The 13,169-nt window shown below is 47.6% G+C and carries 15 protein-coding genes; 5 read left to right on the top strand and 10 right to left on the bottom strand.

Translation table 11 applies throughout. The annotated features are described in order from the left end of the window. Positions 1-211 precede the first annotated feature (211 nt). Complete coding sequence (locus QW087_01385; protein ID MEM2943382.1) at positions 212-349, bottom strand: hypothetical protein; 138 nt, start codon at positions 347-349, stop codon at positions 212-214. Between the two features lie 383 nt (positions 350-732). Between QW087_01385 and QW087_01380 the strand changes: the two genes are divergently transcribed. After that, positions 733-855 (top strand): hypothetical protein, encoded by a 123-nt coding sequence (locus tag QW087_01380; protein ID MEM2943381.1) that lies wholly within the window; start codon positions 733-735, stop codon positions 853-855. 160 nt (positions 856-1,015) lie between these two features. On the opposite strand, the gene QW087_01375 is transcribed toward QW087_01380, so the two are convergent. Continuing rightward, the gene (locus tag QW087_01375; protein MEM2943380.1) at positions 1,016-1,993 is read right to left on the bottom strand and encodes a hypothetical protein; all 978 of its coding nucleotides are present in this window, start codon (positions 1,991-1,993) and stop codon (positions 1,016-1,018) included. An 88-nt stretch (positions 1,994-2,081) separates the two neighbouring features. Beyond that, the gene (locus QW087_01370) at positions 2,082-2,312 is read right to left on the bottom strand and encodes a hypothetical protein (protein ID MEM2943379.1); all 231 of its coding nucleotides are present in this window, start codon (positions 2,310-2,312) and stop codon (positions 2,082-2,084) included. Positions 2,313-3,029: 717 nt separating this feature from the next. Here QW087_01370 and QW087_01365 point away from each other — a divergent pair. Beyond that, positions 3,030-3,410 (top strand): 30S ribosomal protein S8e, encoded by a 381-nt coding sequence (locus tag QW087_01365; GenBank protein ID MEM2943378.1) that lies wholly within the window; start codon positions 3,030-3,032, stop codon positions 3,408-3,410. 40 nt (positions 3,411-3,450) lie between these two features. After that, complete coding sequence (locus QW087_01360) at positions 3,451-3,744, top strand: signal recognition particle subunit SRP19/SEC65 family protein (GenBank protein MEM2943377.1); 294 nt, start codon at positions 3,451-3,453, stop codon at positions 3,742-3,744. On the opposite strand, the gene QW087_01355 is transcribed toward QW087_01360, so the two are convergent. Further along, positions 3,732-4,022 carry a DUF211 domain-containing protein gene (locus QW087_01355; protein MEM2943376.1) on the bottom strand — a complete coding sequence of 97 codons (291 nt, stop codon included), beginning with the start codon at positions 4,020-4,022 and terminating at the stop codon, positions 3,732-3,734. The genes QW087_01360 and QW087_01355 overlap by 13 nt on opposite strands. A gap of 272 nt (positions 4,023-4,294) precedes the next feature. Between QW087_01355 and QW087_01350 the strand changes: the two genes are divergently transcribed. Together QW087_01350 and QW087_01345 are read left to right on the top strand one after the other, a co-directional pair. Then, positions 4,295-4,972 carry a YfcE family phosphodiesterase gene (locus QW087_01350; GenBank protein ID MEM2943375.1) on the top strand — a complete coding sequence of 226 codons (678 nt, stop codon included), beginning with the start codon at positions 4,295-4,297 and terminating at the stop codon, positions 4,970-4,972. A 61-nt stretch (positions 4,973-5,033) separates the two neighbouring features. Continuing rightward, positions 5,034-5,825 (top strand): metallophosphoesterase, encoded by a 792-nt coding sequence (locus QW087_01345; protein MEM2943374.1) that lies wholly within the window; start codon positions 5,034-5,036, stop codon positions 5,823-5,825. Here QW087_01345 and QW087_01340 read toward each other — a convergent pair. From QW087_01340 to QW087_01315, 6 genes are all read right to left on the bottom strand, one after another. Continuing rightward, positions 5,782-6,303 (bottom strand): DUF2148 domain-containing protein, encoded by a 522-nt coding sequence (locus QW087_01340; GenBank protein MEM2943373.1) that lies wholly within the window; start codon positions 6,301-6,303, stop codon positions 5,782-5,784. The two genes, QW087_01345 and QW087_01340, sit on opposite strands and share 44 nt — an antisense overlap. 239 nt (positions 6,304-6,542) lie before the next feature. After that, positions 6,543-8,054 (bottom strand): Ni/Fe hydrogenase subunit alpha, encoded by a 1,512-nt coding sequence (locus QW087_01335; GenBank protein MEM2943372.1) that lies wholly within the window; start codon positions 8,052-8,054, stop codon positions 6,543-6,545. Then, the gene (locus tag QW087_01330; GenBank protein ID MEM2943371.1) at positions 8,051-9,076 is read right to left on the bottom strand and encodes an oxidoreductase; all 1,026 of its coding nucleotides are present in this window, start codon (positions 9,074-9,076) and stop codon (positions 8,051-8,053) included. The genes QW087_01335 and QW087_01330 overlap by 4 nt, the downstream gene beginning before the upstream one ends. Before the next feature lie 2 nt (positions 9,077-9,078). After that, positions 9,079-9,411, bottom strand: a complete 333-nt coding sequence (locus QW087_01325; GenBank protein MEM2943370.1) for a hypothetical protein — start codon at positions 9,409-9,411, stop codon at positions 9,079-9,081. A gap of 40 nt (positions 9,412-9,451) precedes the next feature. After that, complete coding sequence (locus QW087_01320; GenBank protein MEM2943369.1) at positions 9,452-9,874, bottom strand: hydrogenase iron-sulfur subunit; 423 nt, start codon at positions 9,872-9,874, stop codon at positions 9,452-9,454. Between the two features lie 31 nt (positions 9,875-9,905). Then, the gene (locus QW087_01315) at positions 9,906-12,914 is read right to left on the bottom strand and encodes a CoB--CoM heterodisulfide reductase iron-sulfur subunit A family protein (GenBank protein ID MEM2943368.1); all 3,009 of its coding nucleotides are present in this window, start codon (positions 12,912-12,914) and stop codon (positions 9,906-9,908) included. Positions 12,915-13,169: the final 255 nt, after the last annotated feature.

Below are 13,169 nucleotides of genomic sequence, written 5' to 3'. Positions count from 1 at the left end.
GTGTGCGTGTGTGTGCGCGCGCGTGTATTGGCGACGGGCTCACCCCGATGAGCGAGCCTGGGTGAGCCTGAGTTGGCAGAGCATAGCCCTCGCTATGCCGGGCGTTCGGGTCAGCGCCCGGCTTTGGGCAGGCGATGGGGCAAAAGCGGGGCAAAAGGCGAGCGTTTAAAGCTCACCTCGAGAGCTCGAGACCCGAGAGCTCTCCTATCCTTCAGATGCCCTCATTTTTGCCCTTGAGGGAGTCTTCTTTTAGCTCCCTCGCCCTCTTTCCGTGCACGCACACACACCCGCGCGCGCACGCACACACGCACACACGCGCGCGCGCACGCACACGCACGCGCGCACACACGCATGTATGCCTCCTCGCGTCCCCGGGGAGGGAGGACTCCGTGAGGCCCACCCAAAAATACGCGGGGCGTCCACCCAAGCGGCCGCGCACAACGTTTCTGAAAAAATCCGAGTGCTCGTACGCCGCGCCGGTTCGACGACCGGGTCCCTCCAGCTCTCACAGATCCCGCACCTGGTAGCATCCGATGCCGGATGGTGCCCGCACCGTCTCGTCCCTGCAGGACCAACAGGCGCTTGGCCGGGCACCTGCGGGCCCTGCAGTCCCGTCTCCCGGGAACACGCCCTATCCCCTTTTTCGGCAGGCCCCTTCCCGAGGCCCCCACTTTCGGGGAAAGCAGTGCCGCGCTGCGCATCGCGGTACTGGGGCGATACGAGGAGCGTCAGTTGCAAGAGGAGGAGGCGGTAAGAGCAGTGCGGCGGATGCGAAGCTGTCCCTTTCCCATTACATGGGACAGCGGGCACGGCGGTTCTTCGTTCCGACGCCTCCCCCACATTTTGGGAGCATGATGGAGAAAAGGGGGCAGGGCTCATTCGGCCGCCACCCCCATAGTGATCGCGATATCGAAAGAAAAGGGGACATACGGGCACGACGGGCACGGCGTCTCGTGCTTGAGGCGCCAGGTCGCGCCGCAGAAAAAATGATCTTTGTAGGGGCAGGGGACGAGGATCACTCTTCCTCACCCCTGTATCCTGAAAAAATCATGCCGGGGCCGAAAAACATGTACCTGCGCTTTGGACCTGGGGATCCACGGGTAGGCGGGTCGGTGCAAAAACTCGGGGACGAGACACAAGGACAAGGAGGAAGCCTATGCGCACCTTTCCCCGCCGTGTGGTCTCCTTGTGTGGAGAGAGCGCCTTCGGAGACCCGCTTTTGAACATCAAATAATGAACTTAACGGTCCTACAATTTCAGTGGTTCCAGCGGAGGGAAAAACCGATAGACGCCCGTGAGGGCTGCGGTGCCGCAGGGGAGGCGGGGAGGCGCTGGCGCGTATGGAAAAGGAATGAACGCCTCCGGGCGTATCTTCAGCACCTCTTCCCGCCATTTGTTTGTACGCTTCCGAGGTGATGGTCCCTGCGGTGAATCCTTTTGGAGGATCTATGGATAAATTTTTCGACCCTTCTGCCTCTCCAACCGTCGGGATTTGAGAAAAGCATACGAATTCCGCGAGCCCGCATGACGGCCGGGTGGGCGTGGAGGTGCAACAAAAGGAGGGATCAACGGGGGCCGCTCGGGCGGGCCTCTGCGCACCTTTCCACGCCATGAAGTCGGGGTTGTTCACGAGGTGAGGTACAGGTGCGGTATGTCTGAGGGGAGTTAATAATTTTGACGCTTGCGCACCTCGCCTGCACCTTAAATCGCAGAGCGGGGGCGTTTCTCCGCAGCAAACCCCGCGGGGAGACAGGGGGCCTCCAAAAACGACGGGCGGTTCCGTGGTGGGGAGATTTGGGGGATCTTTCAAGAGGCCCCCTGTCATGCGATGGGAGGCGCAAGGAGAAACAGAGGGAGGAAGTCTTGGCGAAGCTGCGCCTCCCTGTTCATCGTGGTCCGGGACGGGCCGGCGGGACGGGATGCACTCCCAGGCTACAGCCTTCAAATTGACGGCCCTGTCCCAGTCTTTTCGCGTAAAGACCGAGGAGGTCAATTCATCACCTCCACGGCGACTATCGTGAAAAAAAGCATCCAAAGGATCTCAGCGGCGAGGAGCTTCGCGTAGTAAGAGCGGTAAAACATCAAGGCCTCGCCTCCAAAGAGAGCTCGCGCTCGTCGCGCACAAAAAGAAGGGCTCCCGATTTAAGGAGCCTCCGTACCTCTGCGTTCTCTACGCCTTGATAGAAACAGCACTCGAGGAGCTGGGTCGTATTACCCGGAATTTTTGGTATTTTCCGATCCGGCCAGCATATGCCAGTTCCACCAAATCCCAGCGCCCCCACTTCGCGATTTTGGTTTTCTAATAGACGCATATGCCAATCCGAAGGTGTCATTTTTTCTATCACATTTTGATTACTTTGTAAACAATCTCTACAATTACCATAACGTATGCCCTCGAATTGTCGATATTTATTTGGACGTGGATAAAAACGAGAATTTCTTAGCAAAAAATCTCAAAAATAACTTCTACCAAAGAAATGATGTATATATTCAAGATGCGAAAGGTCCATCATTTTCAAGGCGATCCTCAACCACGCATACTGATCCATTTAGACCCTTATCATAGCGCTTACGTCATCAGGAGTACTCGCAGAAATATTCATGCATCCTATTACTGTGCCCGCCTGATATTTGAATGCGTGTCGTGATTAAACATAACATTTCTCTTCATCGAGAACCTAGCACTGAGTAAATAGCACCATCATTTAATTTCTACTTGGTTGTGATGAAATTTATTTGATGTCAGTAGCCACGCGATCTTGATGTACAGTTGAAATGATGCTTTATAAGAGATTGCAGTTCCCCCAGCGGTTTTCGTGTCCTTAAAGATTCTGCTTCAGAATCTGGTAATCGCCTCATTTAACAAAGTAGCATCGGGCCAATATGCCAATGAAAGCTCACCAAAGATAAGAACCAGATTCATATCGCGTATTCTCGAAGGGATTCAGGGATCTTCTTTGATCGGGGAAGCACATTGAATAAGATAAGTATTTTATATTGCCTTTATTTTCCTCTCACCGAGGATTGTAATGGCTCTATGGCAAGGCAAATCGCGCAGAAAACCAACAGGTGGTTTACTCAGACCATTCCGTAAAAAGCGTAGGTTCGAAATTGGAACCGAGGTGCAACCAGCTCACCTTGGAGATGAGAAGCTCCAGAAGATAAGAACAATGGGAGGGAACTGGAAGATTAGAATGCTCTCGGCCCAATTTGCCAATGTTGTTGATCCTGCTACAAGAAAAACTTCTCGCGTGAAGATTGTAACAGTGAAAGAAAACCCTGCAAATCCCAACTATGTCCAGAGGAATATTATCAACAAAGGCGCTGTAATTCAGACGGAAATGGGTCTTGCCAAGGTAACTTCAAGACCAGGTAGGGATGGGACGGTCAATGCCATCCTAATTAAATGAGCAGTTAGTTTATTTATTCTGATTTCATCTCCCATTAACTATGCCGTTTGATGAGGATATTGCCTGGGTTTTATGGCCAGAATATTTTGACGTCAATCGCAAACGATCCGAAGGACGGAAGGTAAGACGCTCGATGGCGGTTAACGATCCTACGGTCGACCTTCTGGCAAAAGCTGTTGAGAAATTGGGTTTGCAATTCAAGATCGAAAGAGACAAGGCATATCCAGGCAACTGGTGGTCCAAGAAGGGAAGAATTCTTGTGGAAAGGTCGATGCCAAAGTCAGAATTAATTCAAAGGGTTGCCAGTGAACTCGCAAAAATTCATCGATCCTGAGGTGTTTCAACCTCTTCGACCAGTTTTTTTCCTGCAGATACACTATCGATTGAGTGAATAACCGCGCCCATTTCCGAAATTGTTTTCTGTACGTCTTCAAAATCAATTGCGTTACCTTCTATTGTAATTTTGATGCTCTCTGTTTCCTGGTCCACCTCTTCTAACGTACAATTGACACCGGCTACTCCATTGAGCAGACTGAGTCTTCGAGAAAGTTCTATAATCGTGGGGTGATGAGGTTTGAGAACGTCAAGAACCAATCTCTTGATTTCGCTCACTTCACTTACCTTCCACATTTGAAATGCTGATATGGTATAAAATCATTATGAGAATTGAATGCAGGGGTTGCGCAATTTCGAATGTGCATATATGTGCATAATTTATTATTTTATTCTCAGAGCGCATTCAATTTGGATTTGTGACTAGGCATCATTAGGCAAGAGGTTCTGCTGGAAATGAATAACTTTTAGGACTGGTGATCTTTAAAAATCGGAAGGAATATTGGATTTGATCGAGAAAGTTATAACTACGTTTTAGGGTATGTTAATACGTGCGTGTAGCCTTCATTTCAGATGTACATGCAAATCTAATCGCATTGGATGCGGTATTAGCAGATGTAAAAAATAACAATGTAGATATGATTATTTCAGCCGGCGACATTGTCGGATACTATCCGTATCCAAATGAGACTATTGAGCGCTTCACTTCAAAGAAAATTATATCAATAATCGGAAACCACGATCGAGCCGTAATCCGCATCAACCCTGTAGGAATGAACAAGATGGCTGCAGCGGCCATTCTTTGGACAGCGAAGAATATCAAGGCTGAATGTGTGGATTACCTTAAATCTCTGAAATCTAGAATGGACCTCAAGTTGGGCGATATGAACGTCGCAATTTATCATGGATCCCCGCGAGATGACGACGAGTATCTTTATGAGATCGACGCCACTGATGAGCTTTTGGAAATGAGTCGAGCAGCAGTTCTTGTAATGGGACATACCCACATACCATTTGTGAAAAGAACGAAGAAAGGAACGATCATTAATGCTGGCTCAGTTGGACAACCTCGTGATGGAGACTCTCGCGCATCGTATGTGATTTTCGATTTAGAATCGCGAGATGCGCAGATACGAAGGATTGACTATGATATTGATAAGGTCGACAAAGAGGTGAGGGAAGCCGGTCTTCCTCATTTTCTAGGAGAGAGATTGAGATACGGATTCTGAGAATCTGCTTGCAACTGCAAAAGTTGATATGTAATCTTCATGCTAAAGCAGAGGTTTGTTGATGAAACGCGAAGCATTTAAGGCAACACCAATCCCCGATACACCAGCGCTTGAGATTGCGAATAATGAAAAAATAATATGCGTGGGAGATTTGCATATAGGTTTTGAAGCGGAGTTGAGGAAGAAAGGCATACATGTACCTAGCCAAACGCATCGAATGCATGAAGATCTGACTCAATTTGCCAAAGAGTTTGATCGGCTTATACTTCTAGGCGATATCAAGCATCAAGTTCCTGGAATTACAAGGCAGGAGCATCTTGAAATTCCTAATTTTTTCAGGTCATTAAGACTTGTATATAAGAGAATCGATTTAGTAAAAGGAAATCATGATGGCGGTATCGAAACCTTCATGCCCGATGGAATTTCAATTCATCCAGCGACTGGAATTACAATCGGCAACGTTGCTTTTTTCCATGGTCATACATGGCCTTCAGACGAAATTCTATCGACTGATATTTTGGTGATGTCACATAATCATCCGGCAGTTCTTTTCGAAGACGGTCTCGGAAATGTGCAGAGCGAGCCGTGCTGGGTAAAAGCATCTCCGACGAATAAGATCGATGAGTTTTACGATACTTTCCCCAAAGAGATAATTTTGATGCCTGCCTTTAATAGAATGCTAGGCGGCTCCCCGATTAATGTTTGTGAATCCGGGCTACTTGGTCCTTTATTCACCAATAATCTAATCGATCTTGATAACGCTGAAGTCTATTTGCTGGATGGTGTGAAATTGGGAAGAGTAAGGGATATTACTGTTTCCTGTCGAAATAGACGCTCTTCGTCGTCGCGCTGAGAGGAATTCCTATGACGACCTTTGAACTCATAAATCCTGCCTTTCTTGCTGCAACTCCAACTCTGTACATGACACGATTGTCGACATTATGAATACTGGCGGTCTTCACTGCAGATCCTATTGCAATACCTAGGTCAAGAAGCCTGAAGACGCAGTTAGGACCAGCGTAATCTCTCTCGAGATGGCGTGTCTTCATCTCTTCGCACAGGAAACCGCAGCCTGCGCAATCCACTCCGTTTGGAGGGTGCTCTCGCAAACCAAGAAGCACAACAGCGCTCGAATCAAGTACATTTTTTCCATCCCGAATGAAACCTTGTTCATTTCTATCCTTTGCCATCTCTATCATTATCTCGCCGAGCTTCTTAACATCATCGCCCGCAAGGATTTTGATATCAACGAAGTCCTTGCCTAGCCCTTTCGGCGCAGTTTTTGCTGATATGGCCATGAGTTCAGCAACAAGTCTGACAGCACTGTCCATTTAGAACACCGCCCCCTAATCATGACATAATCCTAAATTGTTTTCGGAATCATGGTGAGAAATTCTGATTGAGCTAGATTCAAAATTAAATGACGAGGGAATCACCTTCGATTGACCGCATATTTTTCCAAATTGCATCTTTTTGCACGTCTTCTGCGAAATGGTTGCGAGGAATGAAGAAAAAGTATTCTAAAAATGAAAAATAAGAAGTTGGAAATTTCCCTTGTGGATTGGGAAACTCACGCATTCGAAAGCTTCTTATAAAGACTTCCATCAGGTTTCCTAATATATACTGTAAAAGGCAGATGTCCGGGAAGTGTGTGAGTCGCGCATGAATTGCACGGATCGTACGCTCTGTACGCCATCTCGATCATATTGAGCAGGCCAGGCGACACTTGCCAATTCTTGATAAGCGCCTTGGCTGCCTTGGCTACACTGATGTTGATGGGCGCGTTGTTGTTCGTAGTTCCCACAATGAGATTGACATTCTGAACGATTCCATTCTCATCTGATACGTAGTGGTGTATAAGAACTCCCCTCGGGGCTTCAACGCAACCAATACCTTCTCCGGGCGTTTTTGTCTTTGCCTTGATATCTTTGCTCGTAATCTCAGGATCTTGCGCAAGCTCAAGAAGTCTTTCTGAGGCATACAACAGCTCAATTACTCGTGCCCAGTGGTATACCTGGGTGAAGTGAATTGGTCCCTTGATTCCAGCGTCTCTGAAAAAGCCCATCATCTTCTCGTATTCTGCCTGGGCTAGCGGCGTCGCGAATCCGCTCGATACGTTGATTCTTGCAAGAGGAGCGGCACGGTACACTCCGCTTTCTTCGCCATCTATCAACCCTTTCCATCCGACTTTTTTCAGGAAGCAGAACTTTTCGTAGCTCCAGGGTTCAACGTGCTCACCAATGTAATCAAGGTAGTCTTTGGGATCAAATTTCGCGAATTCGTTTCCCTTTGGGTCAATTACTCTCAGCACACCATCGTAAAAATTCACCTTGTTGTTTTTGTCGACGAGTCCCATGTAGTATGTTTCGTTGTAGAAGATTTCGGGGTTGGTGATGATCGAAAGATAATCCTTGTTTTTCAGCACGAGTTTTTCAAAGACATCGCATGTAAATTTCGAAAACTCAACGCATGATTTTGCCATATTTTCGATCTCTTTGCGTTCCTCTTCGTTAATTGGTTTTGACATCCCACCGGGAATGCCGCAAACAGGATGGGTCGCCTTTCCTCCGAGCATTTCTTGGATTTTCTGGGCATAGGATCTGTGCCGAATGACAGCACTCCCAATCTCCGTTCCGACTATGTCGACCACACCTAGAATGTTTCGTTTCTCCACTGGTGCGGAGGGTCCGACGACGAAATCAGGTGCTGCGAGTGCGAAGAAGTGAGCAATATGGCTGTGCACGTAGTGGGCCGAATAAAACAGCTCCCTCAGTTTCTTTGCTGCTGGTGGCGGATCTGCTTGATATACGGCATCTAGCGCTTTTGTAGATGCCATGTGGTGAGCCCCAGGACACACACCGCATAACCTTGCAGTTAATTTGTTCATTTCATCGACGCATCTTCCTATGCAAAATTTCTCGAATCCTCTCAACTCTGGTACTTGCCAATAAGCATTTTTCACATTTCCATTATCATCAAGAAATATCTCGATCTTACCATGACCCTCCAGTCTCGTAATAGGGTCGATTGTGATCCTCTTTTCCTTTATCATCTCTGGCTTATCCCAAATCTCAGGCGTCATTGCCTAACCTCCACCTTTTCTTTGATCTTCTTTTTCTCCCTGACTTTTCTCTTAATTATAGACTTGGGCATCGTGAAAGCATAGAACGTGCCCAGCGGATCTTTAACTTGCGACATCATTTTGATGATATCATCTTCCGAAAGTTGCGTTTCTTTCTCCGAAACTTTGAATATAGATGCAAGTGCGCTGAGCATACTGCCTCCTTGATCCATAACTGCTGCTGTGGGTCCCATGCATCCTCTGCATGGTTGGTTCGCCTTCAAACATTTTGCACCGCACCCAGCCCTAGTCGCAGGACCAAGACAAATAACACCCTGCTCGAGCATACATTTATCCGGATCGATATCGATTTCATGCGGGAGGTACACCCTCTCGACAGCTTTCACCGTCTTTTTTCTACCGCACTCGTCGCAAAGAGTCTTCTCTGAGGCAATTACGGCACCTTTAGGCGGAAGCGGTGCCCCCTCTGTGACGTGCTTCACTACTATCTCGAGGAATTGATTGATCTGTTCAACCGTTGGAGGGCACCCTGGCATATAATAATCGACGTCCACCACGTCTTCAAGTGTGAACACCTGATCATAAAGTACTGGCAGTTCTAGTACACCCTCTTCGACTTCCACCTCTGGTGATGGTATTGTACCCTTCTCGTTGATCGTTGAAAACGTATGATTGTAAACGTGCTCCAGGATTTCTCTGCTGTTTGATAAGTTTGCAAGTCCCGGGATACCTCCGTAACATGCACATGAGCCAAATGAAACCAGGATTTTCGACTTCTTTCTCAGGAGCTTTGCGACGTGTTCATTCTCGCTATTTCTCACAGCTCCGTTGTAGAAAGTCACTGCGATATCGCCATCAGGTAACGCCTCTACATCCTTCAGTTTTGCATCTACTGCAATAGGCCAAAAAGCGATATCTGCGATTTTCGCAACCTCGAGAATCTTCTCATCAATGTCTAACAGTGCTACGTCGCAACCGCCACACCCTGCTCCCCAATACTGTGCAATTTTCACTTTTCCCATGATCATTCCTCCTTCTCTGGGGTCGTCAATGCTGCATAAAGCGGGGAATTCCCCATCCTTCCAGCATATTCTACCTTTCTCCATTTCATGAGGGCCATCAAGTGCTTGACGATGTCCATTTTTCGTATTCCAGTAAATTCATGCAGCTCATGGACTGTCTTTGGTCCTCTCTCAAGTTCGATGAGTATCATATTTCTCTCGATTTCAGTCATCGCCACGTTATGAAGTATGAAATTGAACCTAGTCTCGGTGACGACGTCTCCGAAGACGTTCCCGCGTGTGGTTAAGGTAGGTTTGTTGCCAAGCAACCACCGCACCCGCTCATTCTCCATCATTCTTATAGCGGCTCTGATCTTCTTTTCAGTTATGATATTCTCATTCCTCCTTTAGCGGATTGGGTCCGAGCTCTTTGATCTTCTCGATAAATTCTCTGATAGTCTTCTGAAATTTCTCGCCTTCTGATGCTGAAATCCACTCAAGTCTGAGACGCTCAGGATCGAATCCGTATTGCTCAAGTAGCATCCTTAACATGGCGATCCTACGACGTGTACGGTAATTGCCGCCGATGTAATGACAGTCAGCGGGATGACAGCCAGCGACCATGACGCCGTCTGCACCCTTTGCGAATGCCCTCAAGACAAATTCTGGGTCAACTCGTGCAGAGCACATAGTTCTTATGACGAGAAAATTCGGTGGCATCTGAAGACGACTCACGCCGGCGAGATCAGCTCCCGCATAAGAACACCAATTGCAGCAGAAGACAATGATTTTTGGTTCCCATTCTTCTTCCATTTCCATCTGACTACCAACAATTTCCGTTGCCACCATTCTAATCACCTCCAGAGAGCGCAGCATCGATCATAGCAATCATCTGCACTGTTTTGAACCCCTTCTGCTCCATGGCGCCTGATGGGCATGCGGCCACACAAGCTCCACATCCTTTGCAAAGACCTTCATTCACCGCAGCCCTGAGCTTCTCAGGGTTTGATGGGTCTTTGACAATCTGTATTGCTTTGTATTCGCATACTGGCTCGCAAATTCCGCAACCATCGCATATGTATTCGTTGACGGCCGCAATGATCCCTTCGGTCTCGAGCTCTTTCTTTGAGAGGATGGTAATAGCCCTCGCCGCTGCTCCGCAAGCCTGAGCTATGCTCTCGTCGACAAATTTCGGCCAATGAGCAAGACCCGCAAGGAATATTCCCTCGGTCGCGAAATCCACAGGCCTCAGCTTCATATGCGCTTCAAGGAAGTACCCATCCTTGCTCAATGGAACTTTGACCAGCTTCGCAATTTCCTCGTTGTCATGGTTAGGTCTTACGCCGGTGCTAAGAACTAGGCAATCTGGTTTGAGTTTGATCTCATCCTCTAGGGTCACATCTTTGACTTTAACCAAAAGCAATTCTCCATGTTTTTCAACATCGGGCATAGTATCCTCTGGGAACCTTACGAAGTTGACTCCCAACTGACCCGCTTCCTTGTACAAATCTTCCCTGAAGCCGTAGGTTCGAATATCCTTGTGTAGGATGTAAACTTCGGAATTGGGAAAGCGCTTTTTGAATTCTATTGCGTTCTTAACGGCATGTGCACAGCATATCCTGCTGCAGTATTTCACTTCTTCATTTCTTGAACCCACACACTGGATCATCACAACCTTTTTTGGTGAGAAAGACTCCTCAGCAAGCTTCTTTTCAAATTCAATTTGTGTCATCACTCTACTATCCTGGCCGTAAAGGTATTCTTTCGGTTTGTATTCTTCCGCGCCCGTCGCAATGATTATCGCTCCTGCGTCAATATCAGAGTCCTTCAACTTTACCTTAAAATTGCCAACGAATCCAGATACGTCTCTAACTTCGTTGTTAAGATGTACAGTGATGTTTCTTGAGCTAGTTATCTTTCTGATCAGTTCGTCAACGACCTCTTTTGGTCTCCTTCCGCCCTCAGGCAGATAAAGTCGAGCGAAGTTACCACCTAGATGATTTTCTTTTTCTACCAAATGCACATTAAATCCTTGAGCTGCTATTTCGAGTGCCGCTGTCATCCCAGCGATTCCGCCACCGATGACAACTGCATTCTGATTGACTGGTAATTTGAATTTTTTCAGGGGCTCCGCGAGTCTCACCTTTGCGACTGCCATTCTCACAAGATCCATCGCCTTCTTTGTGGCTTTATCATGCTCGTGCATGTGAATCCATGAGCATTGATCTCGGATATTCGCCATCTCGAAAAGATAGGGGTTGAGACCAGCTTCCCTTATTGTGTTTTGGAAGAGTGGCTCGTGGGTTCTTGGCGTGCACGAGGCGACTACCACACGATTTAGTTTGTGCTCCTTAATTTTCTCCTTTATTCTTTCCTGTGTGTCTGAGGAGCACGTATACAGGTTCTCCTCTGCATAAACTACGCCAGGCAACTTGCGAGCGTACTCAACAATGGATGGTACCCTTACAACGCCACCTATGTTTATACCGCAATGGCAGACGAATACGCCAATTCTCGGCTCCTGCCCGGTGACATCAATTTCCGGTGGATATTCCTTAACGGTAACAAGTGTGTTCCTTGCTGGACTGATAAGCGAACCCGCTTTTGCAGCTGCACCCGATGCCTCTGCAACTGTCGTGGGAATGTCCTTCGGAGATGCAAACGATCCGCTTACGAAGATCCCACTTCTTGATGTTGACAACGGGTTATAAAGATCCGTTTCGCAGAATCCATGTTTATTGAGCTTAAAACCAAGCCGGCGGCTGAGTTTTTCGGCGTCGACGCACGGCGTTAGTCCTACAGATAAGACCACAAGGTCAAACTCATCGCTGAGAGTCCTTCCATTTTCACTGTATCTTACGATAAGATTCTTCGTTGAAGGATCCTCCTCAATTGATGCAACTCTTGCCGCCCTGTGAATCCTGATTCCGTATTCTTTCTCAGCCCTTTCTCTGTAATCCTCAAATTCCTTGCCAACTGCTCTGATGTCCATAAAGAAGATATGAGACTCTAGATCTTCCGAATGCTCTCCCGCAATAATTGCTTCTTTGATCGCGTACATGCAACATACGGATGAGCAGTACACCCTGCCCACGGTTTCGTCTCTTGAACCAACGCATTGAACAAATGCGATCTTCCTCGGCACCTCGCCGTCGGAAGGTCTCATAACCGTTCCAAGATATGGACCGGACGCGCTAAGCATGCGTTCAAATTCAATGCTTGTTACTACATTCTTGTAATTGCCGTACCCATATTCCTTTTTCAATGTTGCATCAAATTCTTCGAATCCCGGTGCAAGAATAATCGCACCGACAGGAATTTCAACGGCATCATCGGATTTGTCGTAAATCACTGCCTTTGCCCTACACTCTTCTGCGCACACGCCACAGCCTATGCACACATTCTTGTCAATGCTATAAACAAGTGGAACCGCCTGGGGATACATGATATAGATCGCCTTTCTTTTCTTCATCTTCTCATTGTATTCGTCATAGGTTTCAACCGGACATTTTTCGGCGCAAACACCGCATCCGGTACATTTTTCTTCATCAACCCTGAGTGTTCTCTTCTTTAGAGTTACCCTGAAGTCACCCGGGACACCATCGATCATCTCGACATCGGCGTTGCAGATAAGCTCGATATTGTGATGTCTCCCAGCGGCGACAAGTTTTGGCGCCAGTATGCACATCGAACAGTCATTGGTAGGGAACGTCTTGTCGAGTTGCGCCATGGTTCCCCCGATACTCGGCTTCTTTTCAACAAGATAGACTTTGAATCCTGAATCGGCGAGGTCGAGTGCTGCTTGGACACCCGATATACCTCCGCCAATGATCATCACGGCACCTACTGGATCTGTCATTTATGCACCTCCTGCAATGATCGATCTGTAGCGTGGAGAAGTCCCCTCAATCCTATTGAGGGAAATGAGATTCTTAGATCTCAGGGCTACAATATCATCGAGTACGATCTCAGGATTCTCGCCCATCTCTTCAGCGAGCTCTCGAACGGTCAGCGCCTTTTCTCGGGTCAATTCGAGAATGAGAGCTCTATTGAACTCCCTTTCCGCAGCTGTCTTGAGCATCGCATCCATCCTCTGCTGTTCAATCTTCTCACC

This window comes from Methanomassiliicoccales archaeon, assembly GCA_038850735.1.
GTDB lineage: Archaea > Thermoplasmatota > Thermoplasmata > Methanomassiliicoccales > JACIVX01 > JACIVX01.
The sequence above is the reverse complement of the archived record's forward strand: the minus strand, read 5'-3'. Positions and strand labels throughout refer to the sequence as shown.

Excerpts from the sequence above, each read along its gene's own strand:
- QW087_01320 (MEM2943369.1), bottom strand. The coding sequence starts at position 9,874 with ATGGAAATGGAAGAAGAATGGGAACCAAAAATCATTGTCTTCTGCTGC.
- QW087_01325 (MEM2943370.1), bottom strand. The coding sequence starts at position 9,411 with ATGATGGAGAATGAGCGGGTGCGGTGGTTGCTTGGCAACAAACCTACC.
- QW087_01315 (MEM2943368.1), bottom strand. The coding sequence starts at position 12,914 with ATGACAGATCCAGTAGGTGCCGTGATGATCATTGGCGGAGGTATATCG.
- QW087_01345 (MEM2943374.1), top strand. The coding sequence starts at position 5,034 with ATGAAACGCGAAGCATTTAAGGCAACACCAATCCCCGATACACCAGCG.
- QW087_01360 (MEM2943377.1), top strand. The coding sequence starts at position 3,451 with ATGCCGTTTGATGAGGATATTGCCTGGGTTTTATGGCCAGAATATTTT.
- QW087_01365 (MEM2943378.1), top strand. The coding sequence starts at position 3,030 with ATGGCTCTATGGCAAGGCAAATCGCGCAGAAAACCAACAGGTGGTTTA.
- QW087_01330 (MEM2943371.1), bottom strand. The coding sequence starts at position 9,076 with ATGGGAAAAGTGAAAATTGCACAGTATTGGGGAGCAGGGTGTGGCGGT.
- QW087_01340 (MEM2943373.1), bottom strand. The coding sequence starts at position 6,303 with ATGGACAGTGCTGTCAGACTTGTTGCTGAACTCATGGCCATATCAGCA.
- QW087_01370 (MEM2943379.1), bottom strand. The coding sequence starts at position 2,312 with ATGCGTCTATTAGAAAACCAAAATCGCGAAGTGGGGGCGCTGGGATTT.
- QW087_01335 (MEM2943372.1), bottom strand. The coding sequence starts at position 8,054 with ATGACGCCTGAGATTTGGGATAAGCCAGAGATGATAAAGGAAAAGAGG.